The sequence below is a fragment of the Weissella paramesenteroides genome, assembly GCF_051903945.1.
Classification (GTDB): Bacteria; Bacillota; Bacilli; order Lactobacillales; family Lactobacillaceae; genus Weissella; species Weissella paramesenteroides_A.
Genome location: NZ_CP192268.1, coordinates 1,436,852 through 1,453,650, shown reverse-complemented (window position 1 = coordinate 1,453,650; position 16,799 = coordinate 1,436,852). Strand labels below are relative to the sequence as shown.

The window sequence follows — 16,799 nt, the reverse complement described above, 5'->3', positions numbered from 1 at the left end:
GATAAAAAGCGAATGAACCGTTAAGAATAGGCGATTCATTCGCTTTTTGTCTTTAATTGTACATGGTGAAAAAAGTAATTGTGTGATAAAATTTATGCACAAGAATGAATAAAAGCGAGGATGATATGGCAAAGATTATTGATGGTAAAGCAATTGCTAAGCAGTTACGGTCTGCAGTTTCAGAACAAACTGCTATTTTAAAAGAACAATCAGTTATTCCTGGCTTGGCGGTGATTTTGGTAGGTGATGATCCGGCTAGTGAAATTTATGTACGAAACAAAGAACGTGCGGCTAATAAAGTTGGCGTTCATGCTGTAACTTTTAAATATCCAAGCACAGCTACAGAAAAAGAAATTTTGGATAAGGTAGCTGAATTGAATGCGGATGATACAATCGATGCGATTTTAGTACAAAGTCCTGTACCATCACAAATCAATGAACAAAAAGTTCAAGAAGCAATCATTCCAAGTAAAGATGTTGATGGCTTCCATCCTGAAAATGTGGGTCGTTTATATGCTAATCAAGCAGGATATTATCCCATTGCTAATACACCGCGGGGCATTATGACAATGTTAAAGCATGAAAAAATTGATCTGCTAAATAAACATGCAGTAGTTATTGGTCGATCAATTTTAGTCGGTCGACCAATGTTTGCCTTATTACAAGCGGCAGATGCAAGTGTCACGTTACTTCATCGGTACACACCAGCCGCATTACGTCGTGAATTATTAGCTACAGCAGATGTTGTTGTGGTCGCAACTGGTGTCCCAGATTTGGTAATGGGAGCTGATTTGAAACCAGGAGCCGTGGTTATTGATGTGGGGATTAACCGGTTACCAAATAATAAATTAGTTGGAGATGTGAATTTTGGTACTGCTGAGAAGGTGGCAGGTGCAATTACACCTGTTCCTGGTGGCGTTGGTCCGATGACTATTGCTACATTATTGCAAACAACCGTCGAACTTGCAGCTGAGCATCACCAAATAGAATTGGAGCAAGGATGGCAGAATATTTAACAGTCTCAGCATTAACAGCCTATTTAAAGCGTAAGTTTACAGCTGATCCATATTTAAAGAAAGTCTATGTGACTGGAGAAATATCAAATTATCGCCAACGACCTGGTCATCAATATTTTAAAATTAAGGATGATCAAGCCGTTGTTTCAGCAACAATGTTTAAGTCGGCTTTTAATCGTTTGAAGTTTCAACTTGAACCAGGGATGAAAGTTAATGTTACTGGACATATGGATCTTTACGCACCCAATGGTTCCTATAGTTTGATCATTGAAACAATTGAACCAGATGGCGTTGGGGCATTATATCAAGCATATGAGCAATTAAAAGAGAAATTAGAAAAAGAAGGTTTATTTCAAGCAAGACAAGCTAAGATACCGTTATTTCCACGAAAAATTGCGGTAATTACATCCCCAAGTGGGGCGGTTATTCGTGATATTATGACCACAGTACAAAGACGCTATCCAATTGCTGAAATTGTGCTATATCCAGCGGTTGTCCAAGGAGATGGTGCAGTGCCATCACTATGTCAGCAAATTGATGCGGTTAATCAATCTAGTGATTATGACGTCCTGATTATTGGACGTGGTGGGGGATCAATTGAGGATTTGTGGGCGTTTAATGATGAAAAACTTGCGCGGCAATTACTGACGGTAAAAATTCCGGTAATTAGCTCTGTCGGTCATGAAACTGATACGACCATCGCTGATTTTATCGCTGATAAACGAGCAGCTACGCCAACTGCTGCTGCCGAATTAGCAACACCGATGCCATTAGCAGATTTATGGTTAGCTATCCAACAAGACCAACAAAAATTAGTGATGATCCTGCAACGCGAAATTGCGCAACGGAAAGATTATCTGTCACGGTTACAACAAAGTTACGTGTTAACCAACCCTGAACGACTATATGAAGGATATCTACAACGTCTGGACATTGCGCAAGATAAATTAATTCGGACGGTATCGTTACAAATCAATCAGCAAAAACAACAGGTAGCCACACTGGAACCCCGATTAAAAATGAGCATGGATCATGAAATGAAGCAGGCGCAGCAACGCTTTGAACAAGCTGCAGCTGGTTTACAGCTGGTAAGTCCATTGGCTATTTTAGCTCGTGGTTATAGTGTGACAAAAAAGGAATCAGAAGTAGTGCGGCAATTAAACCAAGTTACGTTGGATGATAATATTGCAATTCAAGTATCAGACGGCGAAATTCTTGCACGGGTTACGGGAAAGAAAGAGAAGTAAAATGGCAGAGAAAACATTTGAAGAAAACCTAGCAACCTTAGAGAAAATTGTTAGTGAGTTAGAAAAAGGTGATGTACCTCTAGAGGAGGCGTTAAAGCAATTCGAAATTGGCATTAAAATTAGCCAAGATTTACAAAAAACGTTACAAAATGCTGAGACAAATCTCGCAAAAATTGTCAATGAGGATGGTAGCATCAGTAACTTTGGTAACGGAGAATAAGCCATGCAGTTTAAAGAATTCTCGACAATTATTGTACCTCAAATTGAACATACTTTAGAAAATGAGCTTACTAAGAGTGAGAGTGCCTCGGTAGCAGAATTACAAGAAGCTATGCGCTATGCGGTAATGGCTGGTGGTAAACGGCTTCGTCCAATGCTGTCATTGGCTGTTATTCAAACTTACGGGTTACCAGTTAATGAATATCTTAAAGTAGCCAGTGCAATAGAACTTATTCACACCTATAGTTTGATTCATGACGATTTACCAGCGATGGATGATGATGAACTAAGACGTGGCAAGCCGACAACGCATCGGGCATTTGGTGAAGATATTGCTATTTTAGCTGGGGATGCCTTGCAGCCATTGGCCTTCGAATGGTTAACGGATTTAGATCAACCTTTGAATGATGCGCAACGAGTACAGCTAGTTGTCGCAATGGCAAAAGCAGCTGGTGAAGCTGGTATGGTTGCTGGACAGGTATTAGATATTGAGGCGATGAAAACGTCCTCAGTGACACTAACTGAAACACAGGCTATTCATTATCACAAAACAGGTGCATTAATTGCGTATGCACTACAAGCTGGTGCCATTATGGCTGATGCAAATGAGGATATTCAAAATATATTGCATGACTTTGGCATGGCCTATGGATTGGCTTTTCAAATAAAAGACGATATTGATGACTATCAGGCTGGCAAGATTGAATCACAAGCTTATCCAACAATCCTTGGGTTATCAGAAACAGTGGTAGCATTACAAGAGCAAGTTGATCTTGCTCAAAATCTGCTTTTAAAGTTTGAAGAGATCACAGGGTTGGATAAGACATTATTAGCATCATTTTTGGATTATTTTACAGAAACATTGGAGCAAACATGGGAATAGAAAAAGAGCGTGTTGACGTTTTAGCGGTGCAACAGGGATTATTTACTTCACGTGAACAAGCCAAACGGGCGATTATGGCTGGTGAAATTTTGGGTGCGAATGAACAGCGGATGGATAAAGCAGGTGAAAAAATACCAGTAACGACAGAACTTCACTTGAAAGGCGCACCCATGCCATATGTTTCACGAGGTGGTTTCAAACTCGAAAAGGCGTTACGTGTATTTAATATTGACGTGTCAGATAAAATAATCTTAGATATCGGCTCGTCAACTGGAGGATTTACTGACGTATCATTGCAAAATGGCGCCAAATTGGTCTACGCATTGGATGTTGGTACTAATCAACTGGTGTGGTCTTTACGTTCTGATGAACGGGTTGTAGTTATGGAGAATACAAATTTTCGCTATTCACAATTAGCAGACTTCCAAGACGGACAACCAGAAGTAGCAACTATAGATGTTTCTTTTATTTCACTAAATCTTATTTTGCCACCATTATCTAAAATTTTAGTGGCTGGCGGATCAGTAGCAACATTGATTAAACCACAATTTGAGGCTGGTCGTGAAGCGGTTGGCAAGCATGGTATTGTGAAGGATGCGACGACACACAGTCAAGTCATTGATAAAGTGGCTGATTATGCGAAACAAGCCGGATTTAGCATGATTGGGCTAGACTATTCACCAATTAAGGGAGGTTCAGGGAACATTGAATTCCTAGCACATCTGGTATTAGATGGTGGGGAAAGTACAATGACTATGGCCGAACGAGAAACCGTTGTTCAATCCGCTCACTCCCAATTAAATGCTCATCGTGAGGGTAAAGTAGATGAGAAAAACTAAAAAAGAAAGACAATTAGCAATCCGTGAGTTGATTACTCAAAAAAATATTCAACGACAAGAAGACCTGGTTACTGAATTAAATCGTATTGGATGGGAAGTGACACAGGCAACAATTTCACGGGACATTACTGAAATGCAGTTAGTCAAAGTTCCTCTTGAAACAGGTGGCTTTGCATATGCTGTAGTCGCACAAACTGATGCCTTAGTACGTATTAAAAAAATCATTCAAGAACCAACTACGACGATTCGTACACAAGATAATTTTGTAATGATCACAGTGTTACCAGGTACAGGTCCAGCGTTGAAATTGGCGTTAGAAGAAGCTGATTTTGATGAGTTGTTTGGCATGCTGGGGGATGATTCAGATGTTTTAATTATCTTAAAGAAAAATTTACAAGCAACTGAATTTGTTATGCAACAGTTACAATGATATTCGTATAAAATTGAGGAGGACGCATGTTACAAGAACTATCGATTCAAAATTTTGCGATTATTCCAAAATTAAATATTAGTTTTGAACCAGGCATGACGGTTTTAACGGGTGAAACTGGTGCTGGAAAGTCTATTATTATTGATGCGGTTGGTTTGTTAACAGGTGGGCGAGGATCACAAGATTATATCCGGGAAGGAACTGATACTGCTATTTTACAAGGATTGATCGATGTTGAACCAAATACAGCACTATCAGCAATTCTTGATGATTTAGGAATTAAGTTAGAAGATAATCAATTACTTATTCATCGAGAGTTACATCGAAATGGACGAAATGTTATTCGCGTTAATAATACATTAGTCAATGCCACAGCATTAAAATTATTGGGTAGTCACTTGGTTGATATTCATGGTCAAAATGAGCATCAGGCATTAATGCAACCTGAACAGCACTTAAGTTTGTTAGATGAGTTTGCAAAGAATAAGATACAACTAGTTATGACTGCATACAGTCAGGCGTATACTAAGTATCGACAATTGGAAGATGCGTACCATCAACGACAAGCAGATGAACAAGCTTGGGCACAGCGTCTAGACATGCTAAGTTTTCAAAGTAATGAGCTTAATGAGGCAGGTCTAGAAGCTGGTGAGGAAGAACGTCTTGAAACAGAGTATCAAGAGCTTTCAAATTTCCAAGATGTTTTAACAGCTTTGTCAACAGCTTATGAAGCATTGAATGGTGAGTGGGAACATAATGGCTTAGAAACGGTTGCAACTGCCATGGGTGAATTAGAAGATATTGAAGAACTATCTCCCAGGTATGCAAAATTGACCGAATCTGTGCGGGGTGCATATTATGAACTACAAGAGGCAAGTTCTGAAATTCTGACAGTACGTGATGGACTGGAATTTGATGAAGAACGTTTGCGATTCGTCGATGATCGTTTAAATTTAATTCGATCATTAGAAAAAAAGTATGGCGCAACAGTTGAAGATGTACTAGAACATCAGAAAAATGTGGATATGGAATTAGCACAGATGGGTGGTAGTGAGCAAAGCGCGGCTGCTTTAGCAGAAGAGGTACAACTTGCCAAAAAAGAAGCCAGTCAACTTGCTAGCCAACTACATGATATCCGTAGTCACGCTGCAACATCATTAGCAAAGCAAATCCATGAACAGTTAAAGGATTTGTATATGGAAAAGGCGATTTTTTCGGTAAAATTTGCGCAACAACGCTTGAGCGCAACTGGATTCGATAATGTTGAGTTTTATATTCAAACAAACTTAGGTGAAGGTGCTAAGCCGTTAGCTAAAATTGCATCCGGCGGTGAACTTTCCCGTATGATGTTAGCCATGAAAACAATTTTTTCCCGTGAGCAAGGGGTGACATCAATCATTTTTGATGAAGTTGATACGGGTGTGTCTGGAAGAGTTGCCCAAGCCATTGCTGAAAAAATTGCAGTTATTGGTCGTTATTCCCAAGTTCTTACCATTACGCATTTGCCGCAGGTAGCGGCCATTGCTGATCATCACTTTTTTATTGAGAAACAGGTCGTTGGGGAACGTACAGAAACAACAGTTCGACAATTGCCAGAGAATCAAAGGATTGATGAATTAGCACGCATGCTATCAGGAAATGAATTGACATCTGCTGCGAAGGAAAATGCACGTGACCTGCTAAAAAGAGCTCATGACAATAAAAATTCGAAGGAATAAAGTTGTCTCTATAAGAAAAAACGAGTAAAATGACTACTTAAATAGCTAAATAAAAAGTTAGGAGTAAGTGTACCATGAAACGTGGCGTATTAATCGTACTATCTGGACCGTCTGGCGTCGGTAAGGGTACCGTACGGAAGGCCTTATTTGAGGAACCAGATATTGATTTTCAATATTCTATTTCAATGACTACTAGACAGCCTAGAAATGGTGAAGTAAACGGTGAAGATTATTTTTTTGTAACCCGCGATGAATTTGAAACAGAAATTGCAAATGGCGATATGTTGGAATATGCTGAATATGTAGGAAATTATTATGGTACGCCTAAGAAGTTTATTGACCAAACATTAGCGGCAGGACGAGATGTTCTATTGGAAATAGATGTACAAGGTGCACTACAAGTGAAAGAAAAGATGCCAGAAGGAGCATATATTTTCTTAACACCGCCTGATTTAGCTGCACTGAAAGAACGATTAATTGGTCGTGGCACTGAAGCGATGGATGTTATCGATCGCCGTGTATCAGCAGCAACTGCAGAAATTCGTATGATGGCAAACTATGATTATGCAGTTGTTAATGATGAAGTTTCATTGGCTGTTGATCGTATCAAGGATATTATTAAGGTTGAGCGATTACGCGTTAATCGTGTATTGCCAGAGTATATTAAAATGATTGAGGAGTTAGAAGCATGATTTTATACCCATCTGTTGATAAATTGTTAGAGAAAGTTGATTCTCGTTATAAACTGATCGCTCTGGGCGCAAAGCGGGCTCATGAGCTAGAACAAGGTGAATTACCTACTTTGTCAAAGTTTGATTCAGTTAAACCAATTGGACAAGCTTTTGAAGAAATTGAAGCTGGTAATGTTGTTATCGATGATACAGCTAAATAATTTAAAGTAATACATAAAAAGAGGAGAACCTAACTGGTCCTCCTCTTTTTGTATACAATATTTACTTATTAATTTGTTTTTGTTTTTTAGATACGATCATTTGTCGGGCAGCACTGATAATTGCAGGTAAAGCTGAAACAAGCAGAATACCAATTAGTACTAATGAAAAATGTTCACTCACAAACTGATTGCCACCAAAGTAGTAACCAGCTTCGACAGCAATGACCACCCATAAGGTAACAGCAATCATTTCTAATCCGATAAAGCTACGGTAACGAAAACCGGATACGGCAGCTGTAAAAGGAACTAAAGTTCGTATGATTGGCAGGAAACGACCTAGAATAATGGCCATTTTTCCGTGCTTTATAAAGAATTCATTAGCCTCTTGTAAATGTTTTTCTTTGATAAAGCGTCCTAAAATTGGGTGATGGACTAATTTTAGACCAACGGTCCGACCTAACCAGAAATTCAGTGAATCACCAGAGGTTGCAGCAATCCAAAATAATAACATTAAAACCCAGTGGTTAAGTGAGTTACCTGATAACGCAGCAATTGATCCAGCCGCAAATAATAGTGAATCACCTGGTAAAAACGGTAAAACAACAGCGCCTGTTTCGATAAAAATTACAGCAAATAACGCGGCATAAGACCAACCACCCCACATATTTACTAAATTATTTAAATGAACATCAAGATGGAGGAAGATGTCGATGATTTGAACCATTTTGTGTTTAAACTCCTATATTTTGTCAATTGACTAAAAATTACTTAGCTACTAGTTTAGCACTTTTTTAAGCCCCTGTAAGTTATATGTTATAATATTCCCAGTGTATTTAACATAACTTAAGAGGAGAAATATAATGGCCTTTCCACAATTAAATATGAGTGAAGTTTCAGGACCAATTGCAACTTTATCAACAACGTTAGGTGATATTAAAGTACAACTATTCCCTGAGCAAGCCCCAAAGACAGTTGAAAACTTTGTTGGTTTGATTAAAAAAGGGTATTATGATGGCATCATTTTTCACCGTGTAATTAATGAATTTATGATTCAAGGTGGTGATCCAACTGGTACTGGTATGGGTGGTGAATCTATTTGGGGGAAATCATTTGCGGATGAATTCTCTGATGAAATCTTTAATTTACGTGGTGCTCTATCAATGGCCAATGCTGGTCCTAATACAAATGGCTCACAGTTTTTCATTGTCCAAGCTCACAAGGTACCAGAACGTATGTTGCAATCACTTTCAGGAGCTGTGCCTGATGAAATTGTAAAAGCATATAGTGATAATGGTGGTACACCTTGGCTAGATAATCATCATACTGTATTTGGTCAGGTTATCGAAGGTATGGATGTGATTGATAACATGGCAACTCAAAAAGTTGATTTTGCTGATAAGCCAAAAACGGCTATCCAAATTTTGAAAGCCACTGTGACAGATTAATTGTCAGACCGAGAGAAGTTCTCGGATACATATAGTTTAGTAATATTTAATAGGAGGTATAACGATGATATTTCATGTTGGCCAGGTCTTGGAGGGAGTTGTTACGGGCATACAGCCGTATGGAGCTTTTGTACAACTTGATGAAAAGCATCAAGGGTTAATCCATATATCTGAATGTCGATCAGCTTTTATTCATGAGATTGAGGATGAAATAAAAGTTGGACAGCCAGTTCGTGTTATGATTTTAGATATCGACTTATATAGTCATAAGATATCTCTTTCAAGGCGTACTGTTCTTGACGGCTATGATAAAAAAATGATCCATACTGAAAAAATAAATCAAGAACATAAGTATACACAACATCATTATTGGACTAACCAACACATAGATATTGGATTTGATACTATTTCTAAATCTGGACAATCAATGATCAACGAAGCTCTTGAACGATTGCATCAATAGATAAAATAGAATATAAGGAGACAGATATGTCACTCATCGCAGGTACAATAATATTCACTCGAGACGAACAGTCTTATTTTTTAGTGACGGACGAAGTACCAGAGCCAAAGTTTTATACAGTTAAAATGCACAAGCATGATGGTGATACAGCTCTGGGCTCAATCGTTAATGGTATGCAGGATGAATTGGGCATTAATATGGATAACTTACGTTTTGGAGAATTAGCAGCGTGGCATACGCAAGGACTAGAAACAACTGAAGATTTAATTTCTCTTTATACTTTTGAACCTATTGATTCAGAAGCATTGAATTTGGATCGATTAGGTTTGTTAGGATTACAATTCGTTAATGCAAAAGATGTTGTTGATTTTTTGAAAAATGTTGATATGACGGGTGTTATGCAATTAGATTGATTTTCTTTAAAAAAACACTTGCAATTACTTTGTAAATTCGGTATTATTAAAAAGTTGAGTTTTGAGGAAAGATTACATTCCTAATTTAAATTCAATAATAATCAATTGAAATCAAATGTTGACAATCATCATTTGATGAGATATGATTATTAAGTTGTGTTGGAACAGCAAGCATCAAACAAATGTTGTTAATTCATAAAAGTTCTTGACAATGTTGAATGAAATTGCTATTCTAATATAGCTGGCGTTAAGTAAACGCTTTCTAAAAGAGATAGGTCTTTGAAAACTGAATATCGTTTCGATGAAACAAATGTGTAGGGTCATCAAGTAATTTACTTGATACAAAAACATTTGCGAAGTCAATTCGCTAATAAATTCGTTTAACTTCTGTTAAACAAATAACAACAATTGAGTTATACTCAAACTTTTAAAATGAGAGTTTGATCCTGGCTCAGGATGAACGCTGGCGGCGTGCCTAATACATGCAAGTCGAACGCTTTGTCTTTAATTGATCTGACGAGCTTGCTCTGATTTGATTTTATCTGACAAAGAGTGGCGAACGGGTGAGTAACACGTGGGTAACCTACCTCTTAGCAGGGGATAACATTTGGAAACAAGTGCTAATACCGTATAATACCAACAACCGCATGGTTGTTGGTTGAAAGATGGTTCTGCTATCACTAAGAGATGGACCCGCGGTGCATTAGCTAGTTGGTAAGGTAACGGCTTACCAAGGCAATGATGCATAGCCGAGTTGAGAGACTGATCGGCCACAATGGGACTGAGACACGGCCCATACTCCTACGGGAGGCAGCAGTAGGGAATCTTCCACAATGGGCGCAAGCCTGATGGAGCAACGCCGCGTGTGTGATGAAGGGTTTCGGCTCGTAAAACACTGTTATAAGAGAAGAACGGCACTGAGAGTAACTGTTCAGTGTGTGACGGTATCTTACCAGAAAGGAATGGCTAAATACGTGCCAGCAGCCGCGGTAATACGTATGTTCCAAGCGTTATCCGGATTTATTGGGCGTAAAGCGAGCACAGACGGTTATTTAAGTCTGAAGTGAAAGCCCTCAGCTCAACTGAGGAATGGCTTTGGAAACTGGATGACTTGAGTGCAGTAGAGGAAAGTGGAACTCCATGTGTAGCGGTGAAATGCGTAGATATATGGAAGAACACCAGTGGCGAAGGCGGCTTTCTGGACTGTAACTGACGTTGAGGCTCGAAAGTGTGGGTAGCAAACAGGATTAGATACCCTGGTAGTCCACACCGTAAACGATGAGTGCTAGATGTTCGAGGGTTTCCGCCCTTGAGTGTCGCAGCTAACGCATTAAGCACTCCGCCTGGGGAGTACGACCGCAAGGTTGAAACTCAAAGGAATTGACGGGGACCCGCACAAGCGGTGGAGCATGTGGTTTAATTCGAAGCAACGCGAAGAACCTTACCAGGTCTTGACATCCCTTGCCAATCCTAGAAATAGGACGTTCCCTTCGGGGACAAGGTGACAGGTGGTGCATGGTTGTCGTCAGCTCGTGTCGTGAGATGTTGGGTTAAGTCCCGCAACGAGCGCAACCCTTATTATTAGTTGCCAGCATTCAGTTGGGCACTCTAGTGAGACTGCCGGTGACAAACCGGAGGAAGGTGGGGATGACGTCAAATCATCATGCCCCTTATGACCTGGGCTACACACGTGCTACAATGGCATATACAACGAGTCGCCAACCCGCGAGGGTGCGCTAATCTCTTAAAGTATGTCTCAGTTCGGATTGTAGGCTGCAACTCGCCTACATGAAGTCGGAATCGCTAGTAATCGCGGATCAGCACGCCGCGGTGAATACGTTCCCGGGTCTTGTACACACCGCCCGTCACACCATGAGAGTTTGTAACACCCAAAGCCGGTGGGGTAACCTTTTAGGAGCCAGCCGTCTAAGGTGGGACAGATGATTAGGGTGAAGTCGTAACAAGGTAGCCGTAGGAGAACCTGCGGCTGGATCACCTCCTTTCTAAGGAAAATCGGAAGCCTACACAGTCAACGAAACGATATTTAGTTTTGAGAGTTTTATCTCTCAGATTAGTTCTTTGAAAACTGAATCATAATTGTAAATTTTTAAATTCATTATAATTGATCAAATCAATTAAATTGAGCCGAAAAAATACACCGCGTAATTTTTTGAGTTTTTTAAATAAGTTTAAAATCGCTTGTGACCATTGAGTCACAATACTCAAACGAAATCATCAACGAAAGTTGATCGGTTAAGTTATTAAGGGCGCATGGTGAATGCCTTGGCACTAGGAGCCGATGAAGGACGGGACTAACACCGATATGCCTCGGGGAGCTGTAAGTAAGCTGTGATCCGGGGATTTCCGAATGGGGGAACCCAACTTGTGATGCAAGTTATCGTTTAATGAATACATAGTTAGACGAAGGTAGACGTTGTGAACTGAAACATCTCATTAGCAACAGGAGAAGAAAGAAAAATCGATTCCGTCAGTAGCGGCGAGCGAACACGGAGGAGCCCAAACCAGAGTGCTTGCACTCTGGGGTTGTAGGACTACCGTTGTGGAGTTACAAATTTGTTTATTAGCAGAATCAGCTGGGAAGCTGAGCGAAACAGGGTGATAGCCCCGTATGCGAAAGTAAGCAAACTCCCGTGTAGGATCCTGAGTACGGCCGGACACGTGAAATCCGGTCGGAAACTGCGAGGACCATCTCGTAAGGCTAAATACTCCCTAGTGACCGATAGTGAACCAGTACCGTGAGGGAAAGGTGAAAAGCACCCCGGAAGGGGAGTGAAAAAGTTCCTGAAACCATGTGCCTACAACAAGTTAGAGCCCGTTAATGGGTGATAGCGTGCCTTTTGTAGAATGAACCGGCGAGTTACGATACCATGCAAGGTTAAGGTGGAAAGACCGGAGCCGTAGCGAAAGCGAGTCTGAAATGGGCGTTTTAGTATGTTGTTGTAGACCCGAAACCAGGTGACCTACCCATGTCCAGGGTGAAGGTGCGGTAAAACGCACTGGAGGCCCGAACCCGTACATGTTGAAAAATGTTGGGATGAGGTGTGGGTAGCGGTGAAATTCCAATCGAACTTGGAGATAGCTGGTTCTCTCCGAAATAGCTTTAGGGCTAGCCTCGGAAGATAGCGTGTTGGAGGTAGAGCACTGTTTTGGTGCGGGGCCCATCTCGGGTTACTAAATTAAGATAAACTCCGAATGCCAATCACGTATGTCCGGGAGTCAGACAGTGAGTGATAAGATCCATTGTCGAAAGGGGAACAGCCCAGATCGTCAGTTAAGGTCCCTAAGTGTGTGTTAAGTGGAAAAGGATGTGAAGTTGCATAGACAACTAGGATGTTGGCTCAGAAGCAGCCACCATTTAAAGAGTGCGTAATAGCTCACTAGTCGAGTGATTCTGCGCCGAAAATGTACCGGGGCTAAACACACCACCGAAACTACGGGTGCCACATTAGTGGCGCGATAGGAGAGCGTTCTAAGGGCAATGAAGTCAGACCGTGAGGACTGGTGGAGCGCTTAGAAGTGAGAATGCCGGTATGAGTAGCGAAAGACAGGTGAGAATCCTGTCCACCGTATGACTAAGGTTTCCTGGGGAAGGCTCGTCCTCCCAGGGTTAGTCGGGACCTAAGGCGAGGCCGAAAGGCGTAGTCGATGGCTAACAGGTTGAGATTCCTGTACCAGGTGAACATGTTTGAACGATGGAGGGACGCAGAAGGCTAACAGAACCCAGCGGCTGGAAATGCTGGGCCAAGCAACAAGTCTTAGTGTGAGTCAAATGCTTGCACTTATACGGACAAGTTGTGATGGGGACCGAAATAAAGTAGGGAAGTCTGTGATGTCACGCTGCCGAGAAAAGCTTCTAGTTAGTGTTTACCTGCCCGTACCGCAAACCGACACAGGTAGTCGAGGAGAGCATCCTAAGGTGAGCGAGTGAACTCTCGTTAAGGAACTCGGCAAAATGACCCCGTAACTTCGGGAGAAGGGGTGCTCAGCGCAAGCTGAGCCGCAGTGAATAGGCCCAGGCGACTGTTTATCAAAAACACAGGTTTCTGCAAAATCGTAAGATGACGTATAGGGGCTGACGCCTGCCCGGTGCTGGAAGGTTAAAAGGAGTGCTTAGCTTCGGCGAAGGTACGAATTGAAGCCCCAGTAAACGGCGGCCGTAACTATAACGGTCCTAAGGTAGCGAAATTCCTTGTCGGGTAAGTTCCGACCCGCACGAAAGGCGTAACGATCTGGGCGCTGTCTCAACGAGAGACTCGGTGAAATTTAAAGACCCGTGAAGATGCGGGTTACCCGCGACAGGACGGAAAGACCCCATGGAGCTTTACTGTAGCTTGATATTGAGTGTTTGTGCAGCTTGTACAGCATAGGTAGGAGCCGTAGAAATCGGGACGCTAGTTTCGATGGAGGCAAACGTGGGATACTACCCTCGTTGTATGAACACTCTAACTCACACCACTAAGCGTGGTGGAAGACAGTGTCTGGCAGGCAGTTTGACTGGGGCGGTCGCCTCCTAAAAGGTAACGGAGGCGCCCAAAGGTTCCCTCAGAATGGTTGGAAATCATTCGCAGAGTGTAAAGGCACAAGGGAGCTTGACTGTGAGACTTACCAGTCGAGCAGGTACGAAAGTAGGGCTTAGTGATCCGGTGGTTCCGCATGGAAGGGCCATCGCTCAACGGACAAAAGCTACCCTGGGGATAACAGGCTTATCTCCCCCAAGAGTCCACATCGACGGGGAGGTTTGGCACCTCGATGTCGGCTCATCGCATCCTGGGGCTGTAGTCGGTCCCAAGGGTTGGGCTGTTCGCCCATTAAAGCGGTACGCGAGCTGGGTTCAGAACGTCGTGAGACAGTTCGGTCCCTATCCGTCGCGGGCGTAGGAAATTTGAGAGGAGCTGCCCTTAGTACGAGAGGACCGGGGTGGACGTACCACTGGTGTATCAGTTGTTCCGCCAGGAGCATCGCTGAGTAGCTATGTACGGATGAGATAAACGCTGAAAGCATCTAAGTGTGAAACTCGCCTCGAGATGAGATTTCCCATTCAGAAATGAAGTAAGACCCCTCAGAGATGATGAGGTAGATAGGCTAGAAGTGGACGTGCGGTGACGCATGGAGCGGACTAGTACTAATGGTTCGAGGACTTAACCAAGTAGCAAGTGGTGTAAGGCAAATGAAAAAAAGACTTGACATTATGATTCAGTTTTGAGATAATTAATCTCGTGGTTGCTTTTAGTAACAATCGTGTCGTGATGATGGCACTGAGGTCACACCTGTTCCCATACCGAACACAGTAGTTAAGCTCAGTAGCGCCAAAAGTAGTTGGAGGATCGCCTCCTGCGAGGATAGGACATCGCGATGCATCAATGGACGTTTAGCTCAGCTGGGAGAGCACCTGCCTTACAAGCAGGGGGTCACAGGTTCGATCCCTGTAACGTCCATTGGGTCGTTAGCTCAGTTGGCAGAGCAGTGGACTTTTAATCCATGGGTCCTGGGTTCGAGCCCCAGACGACCCACTTTAATAATATGTATCTATTTCGTCAAACTGGTAACTATGTATTTGTTGCCGACTTAGCTCAGTTGGTAGAGCATCGCTCTTGTAAAGCGGAGGTCGAAGGTTCGAACCCTTTAGTCGGCATCATGCGAATATAGTTCAGCTGGTAGAACGCTACCTTGCCATGGTAGAGGTCGCGGGTTCGAATCCCGTTGTTCGCTTTGCCGGCTTGGCGGAATAGGCAGACGCACAGGACTTAAAATCCTGCGATGGAGACATCGTACCGGTTCGATCCCGGTAGCCGGCATATTATTTGCACCTATAGCGCAACTGGATAGAGTGTCTGACTACGAATCAGAAGGTTGAAGGTTCGAATCCTTCTAGGTGCATTACAAACGTTAGTTTGTTTTATTATTGCTAGTTAGCATGTTCGGGACGTAGCTCAGTTTGGTAGAGCACCTGGTTTGGGACCAGGGGGTCGCAGGTTCGAATCCTGTCGTCCCGATTATAGCACTAAGTGTTATGATTCGCGGTGTAGCTCAGCTGGCTAGAGCGTCCGGTTCATACCCGGGAGGTCGAGGGTTCGATTCCCCCCGCCGCGATTGGCTCAAATAAATTGGACCTTTAGCTCAGTTGGTTAGAGCAGACGGCTCATAACCGTCCGGTCGTTGGTTCGAGTCCAACAAGGTCCATTTAGGCCTTAGGTATTTATGGAGAATTACCCAAGTCTGGCTGAAGGGAACGGTCTTGAAAACCGTCAGGTCGGGAAACCGGCGCGTGGGTTCGAATCCCACATTCTCCTTTGTCATCAGTTGATGACTATTATTTATTATCGCGGGTTGGAGCAGTCTGGTAGCTCGTCGGGCCCATAACCCGAAGGTCGTAGGTTCAAATCCTACACCCGCAATTAATTCAGATTATATTTATCTGTTGGTCGCATGGTCTAGTTGGTTATGACGTTCGCCTGTCACGCGAAAGATCACGGGTTCGAATCCCGTTGTGACCGTTTTATATTGGCGCGGTAGCTCAGTTGGTAGAGCATACGATTGAAGCTCGTAGTGTCGACGGTTCGATTCCGCCCCGCGCCATAACATTATAATAATGTTATGCGGATGTAGTACAATGGCTAGTGCTCCAGCCTTCCAAGCTGGGAATGCGGGTTCGATTCCCGTCGTCCGCTTTTGTAGTATGGGACTGTAGCTCAGCTGGTTAGAGCGCACCCCTGATAAGGGTGAGGTCGGAGGTTCGAGTCCTCTCAGTCCCATTTTGTTGAAAGTTTGCTTTTGACATGGGGACATACTCAAGAGGCTGAAGAGGCGCCCCTGCTAAGGGTGTAGGTCGGGAAACCGGCGCGAGGGTTCGAATCCCTCTGTCTCCGTAAATTACATAATAATAGATTTGATAATTAAGGTTGTTCCCTTTAGGGGAACAACTTTTTTGTTTTTAGAGATAACCAAGGACTCCTAGAGAAGAGTAGCCTTTCATTTACTGAAACAAAATTAAGGACTATTAGTATAGTCATTTAGGACATTAATAGTTTGTGATTGTTAGAAACTAAATAGTTACCTGATGATTTTTTGGTAAGGGCTGTATGTGTTAGCTGTTAACACTATATTATTTGTATTCTGCTCAAATTAAAGAACAGCACTTATTTTTGAATAATTCATTATAAATAGATGATTATAATTTTTGATCCATGTAAGGGCTAACAATGGTCATCTTTTT

The 16,799-nt window shown here is 42.3% G+C and carries 13 protein-coding genes, 16 tRNA genes and 3 rRNA genes; 31 read left to right on the top strand and 1 reads right to left on the bottom strand.

Features of this window, described 5'->3' with window-relative positions; translation table 11 throughout:
• The first annotated feature begins 125 nt into the window (after positions 1–125).
• The 9 genes from ACQ4QH_RS07095 to rpoZ all read left to right on the top strand — a co-directional run bounded on the left by ACQ4QH_RS07095 (position 126) and on the right by rpoZ (position 7,244).
• Positions 126–1,016: a bifunctional 5,10-methylenetetrahydrofolate dehydrogenase/5,10-methenyltetrahydrofolate cyclohydrolase gene (locus tag ACQ4QH_RS07095; protein WP_439818309.1), complete on the top strand. Its 891-nt coding sequence runs from the start codon at positions 126–128 to the stop codon at positions 1,014–1,016.
• A complete protein-coding gene (gene xseA / locus ACQ4QH_RS07090; protein WP_439818308.1) occupies positions 1,001–2,263 on the top strand; it encodes an exodeoxyribonuclease VII large subunit in 1,263 nt (420 codons plus the stop codon). Before ACQ4QH_RS07095 ends, xseA begins: the two co-directional genes overlap by 16 nt.
• Before the next feature lies 1 nt (position 2,264).
• Positions 2,265–2,483, top strand: a complete 219-nt coding sequence (locus ACQ4QH_RS07085; protein ID WP_439818307.1) for an exodeoxyribonuclease VII small subunit — start codon at positions 2,265–2,267, stop codon at positions 2,481–2,483.
• A gap of 3 nt (positions 2,484–2,486) precedes the next feature.
• On the top strand, positions 2,487–3,365 hold the full coding sequence (locus tag ACQ4QH_RS07080) for a polyprenyl synthetase family protein (protein ID WP_439818306.1): 879 nt from the start codon (positions 2,487–2,489) through the stop codon (positions 3,363–3,365).
• Positions 3,356–4,204 (top strand): TlyA family RNA methyltransferase, encoded by an 849-nt coding sequence (locus ACQ4QH_RS07075; RefSeq protein ID WP_439818305.1) that lies wholly within the window; start codon positions 3,356–3,358, stop codon positions 4,202–4,204. The genes ACQ4QH_RS07080 and ACQ4QH_RS07075 overlap by 10 nt, the downstream gene beginning before the upstream one ends.
• Positions 4,191–4,634, top strand: coding sequence for an arginine repressor (locus tag ACQ4QH_RS07070; protein WP_439818304.1), 444 nt, complete (start codon positions 4,191–4,193; stop codon positions 4,632–4,634). The genes ACQ4QH_RS07075 and ACQ4QH_RS07070 overlap by 14 nt, the downstream gene beginning before the upstream one ends.
• A 26-nt stretch (positions 4,635–4,660) precedes the next feature.
• On the top strand, positions 4,661–6,352 hold the full coding sequence (gene recN / locus ACQ4QH_RS07065) for a DNA repair protein RecN (protein WP_439818303.1): 1,692 nt from the start codon (positions 4,661–4,663) through the stop codon (positions 6,350–6,352).
• Positions 6,353–6,426: 74 nt separating this feature from the next.
• The gene (gene gmk, locus ACQ4QH_RS07060; protein ID WP_439818302.1) at positions 6,427–7,044 is read left to right on the top strand and encodes a guanylate kinase; all 618 of its coding nucleotides are present in this window, start codon (positions 6,427–6,429) and stop codon (positions 7,042–7,044) included.
• Positions 7,041–7,244, top strand: coding sequence for a DNA-directed RNA polymerase subunit omega (gene rpoZ, locus ACQ4QH_RS07055; protein WP_439818301.1), 204 nt, complete (start codon positions 7,041–7,043; stop codon positions 7,242–7,244). The genes gmk and rpoZ overlap by 4 nt, the downstream gene beginning before the upstream one ends.
• Before the next feature lie 61 nt (positions 7,245–7,305).
• On the opposite strand, the gene ACQ4QH_RS07050 is transcribed toward rpoZ, so the two are convergent.
• Positions 7,306–7,968, bottom strand: a complete 663-nt coding sequence (locus tag ACQ4QH_RS07050; protein WP_439818300.1) for a VTT domain-containing protein — start codon at positions 7,966–7,968, stop codon at positions 7,306–7,308.
• A 136-nt stretch (positions 7,969–8,104) separates the two neighbouring features.
• On the opposite strand from ACQ4QH_RS07050, the gene ACQ4QH_RS07045 reads away from it, so the two are divergent.
• The 22 genes from ACQ4QH_RS07045 (at position 8,105) to ACQ4QH_RS06940 (ending at position 16,452) form a co-directional block, all read left to right on the top strand.
• The gene (locus ACQ4QH_RS07045) at positions 8,105–8,689 is read left to right on the top strand and encodes a peptidylprolyl isomerase (protein WP_439818299.1); all 585 of its coding nucleotides are present in this window, start codon (positions 8,105–8,107) and stop codon (positions 8,687–8,689) included.
• Positions 8,690–8,753: 64 nt separating this feature from the next.
• Positions 8,754–9,152: a CvfD/Ygs/GSP13 family RNA-binding post-transcriptional regulator gene (locus ACQ4QH_RS07040; protein ID WP_439818298.1), complete on the top strand. Its 399-nt coding sequence runs from the start codon at positions 8,754–8,756 to the stop codon at positions 9,150–9,152.
• 26 nt (positions 9,153–9,178) lie between these two features.
• Entirely contained in the window at positions 9,179–9,565 is a 387-nt protein-coding gene (locus ACQ4QH_RS07035; protein ID WP_439818297.1) for a hypothetical protein, read from the top strand.
• Positions 9,566–9,993: 428 nt separating this feature from the next.
• Positions 9,994–11,568 (top strand): 16S ribosomal RNA (locus tag ACQ4QH_RS07030).
• A gap of 248 nt (positions 11,569–11,816) precedes the next feature.
• Positions 11,817–14,732 (top strand): 23S ribosomal RNA (locus ACQ4QH_RS07025).
• 93 nt (positions 14,733–14,825) lie between these two features.
• Positions 14,826–14,942 (top strand): 5S ribosomal RNA (gene rrf / locus ACQ4QH_RS07020).
• The 16S, 23S and 5S rRNA genes sit together here with 16 tRNA genes alongside, the layout of an rRNA operon.
• Positions 14,943–14,948: 6 nt before the next feature.
• Positions 14,949–15,021 (top strand) — tRNA-Val (locus ACQ4QH_RS07015).
• A 2-nt stretch (positions 15,022–15,023) separates the two neighbouring features.
• Positions 15,024–15,096: transfer RNA gene (locus ACQ4QH_RS07010), tRNA-Lys, on the top strand.
• Positions 15,097–15,145: 49 nt separating this feature from the next.
• Positions 15,146–15,218: transfer RNA gene (locus tag ACQ4QH_RS07005), tRNA-Thr, on the top strand.
• A 4-nt stretch (positions 15,219–15,222) separates the two neighbouring features.
• Positions 15,223–15,295, top strand: a tRNA-Gly gene (locus ACQ4QH_RS07000).
• Between the two features lie 2 nt (positions 15,296–15,297).
• A tRNA-Leu gene (locus ACQ4QH_RS06995) sits at positions 15,298–15,381 on the top strand.
• Between the two features lie 8 nt (positions 15,382–15,389).
• A tRNA-Arg gene (locus ACQ4QH_RS06990) sits at positions 15,390–15,463 on the top strand.
• 42 nt (positions 15,464–15,505) lie between these two features.
• A tRNA-Pro gene (locus ACQ4QH_RS06985) sits at positions 15,506–15,579 on the top strand.
• 23 nt (positions 15,580–15,602) lie between these two features.
• Positions 15,603–15,676 (top strand) — tRNA-Met (locus ACQ4QH_RS06980).
• Between the two features lie 16 nt (positions 15,677–15,692).
• Positions 15,693–15,766, top strand: a tRNA-Ile gene (locus ACQ4QH_RS06975).
• A gap of 20 nt (positions 15,767–15,786) precedes the next feature.
• A tRNA-Ser gene (locus ACQ4QH_RS06970) sits at positions 15,787–15,876 on the top strand.
• A gap of 31 nt (positions 15,877–15,907) precedes the next feature.
• A tRNA-Met gene (locus tag ACQ4QH_RS06965) sits at positions 15,908–15,981 on the top strand.
• Between the two features lie 25 nt (positions 15,982–16,006).
• Positions 16,007–16,080, top strand: a tRNA-Asp gene (locus ACQ4QH_RS06960).
• A 9-nt stretch (positions 16,081–16,089) separates the two neighbouring features.
• Positions 16,090–16,162 (top strand) — tRNA-Phe (locus ACQ4QH_RS06955).
• A gap of 20 nt (positions 16,163–16,182) precedes the next feature.
• Positions 16,183–16,254 (top strand) — tRNA-Gly (locus ACQ4QH_RS06950).
• Positions 16,255–16,264: 10 nt separating this feature from the next.
• Positions 16,265–16,338 (top strand) — tRNA-Ile (locus tag ACQ4QH_RS06945).
• 26 nt (positions 16,339–16,364) lie between these two features.
• Positions 16,365–16,452 (top strand) — tRNA-Ser (locus tag ACQ4QH_RS06940).
• The last annotated feature ends 347 nt before the right edge of the window (positions 16,453–16,799 follow it).

Coding starts and splice junctions, on each gene's coding strand:
- ACQ4QH_RS07050 (WP_439818300.1), bottom strand. CDS start 7,968: ATGGTTCAAATCATCGACATCTTCCTCCATCTTGATGTTCATTTAAAT.
- ACQ4QH_RS07080 (WP_439818306.1), top strand. CDS start 2,487: ATGCAGTTTAAAGAATTCTCGACAATTATTGTACCTCAAATTGAACAT.
- recN (WP_439818303.1), top strand. CDS start 4,661: ATGTTACAAGAACTATCGATTCAAAATTTTGCGATTATTCCAAAATTA.
- ACQ4QH_RS07040 (WP_439818298.1), top strand. CDS start 8,754: ATGATATTTCATGTTGGCCAGGTCTTGGAGGGAGTTGTTACGGGCATA.
- ACQ4QH_RS07045 (WP_439818299.1), top strand. CDS start 8,105: ATGGCCTTTCCACAATTAAATATGAGTGAAGTTTCAGGACCAATTGCA.
- ACQ4QH_RS07035 (WP_439818297.1), top strand. CDS start 9,179: ATGTCACTCATCGCAGGTACAATAATATTCACTCGAGACGAACAGTCT.
- gmk (WP_439818302.1), top strand. CDS start 6,427: ATGAAACGTGGCGTATTAATCGTACTATCTGGACCGTCTGGCGTCGGT.
- ACQ4QH_RS07095 (WP_439818309.1), top strand. CDS start 126: ATGGCAAAGATTATTGATGGTAAAGCAATTGCTAAGCAGTTACGGTCT.
- ACQ4QH_RS07070 (WP_439818304.1), top strand. CDS start 4,191: ATGAGAAAAACTAAAAAAGAAAGACAATTAGCAATCCGTGAGTTGATT.
- rpoZ (WP_439818301.1), top strand. CDS start 7,041: ATGATTTTATACCCATCTGTTGATAAATTGTTAGAGAAAGTTGATTCT.
- ACQ4QH_RS07085 (WP_439818307.1), top strand. CDS start 2,265: ATGGCAGAGAAAACATTTGAAGAAAACCTAGCAACCTTAGAGAAAATT.
- xseA (WP_439818308.1), top strand. CDS start 1,001: ATGGCAGAATATTTAACAGTCTCAGCATTAACAGCCTATTTAAAGCGT.
- ACQ4QH_RS07075 (WP_439818305.1), top strand. CDS start 3,356: ATGGGAATAGAAAAAGAGCGTGTTGACGTTTTAGCGGTGCAACAGGGA.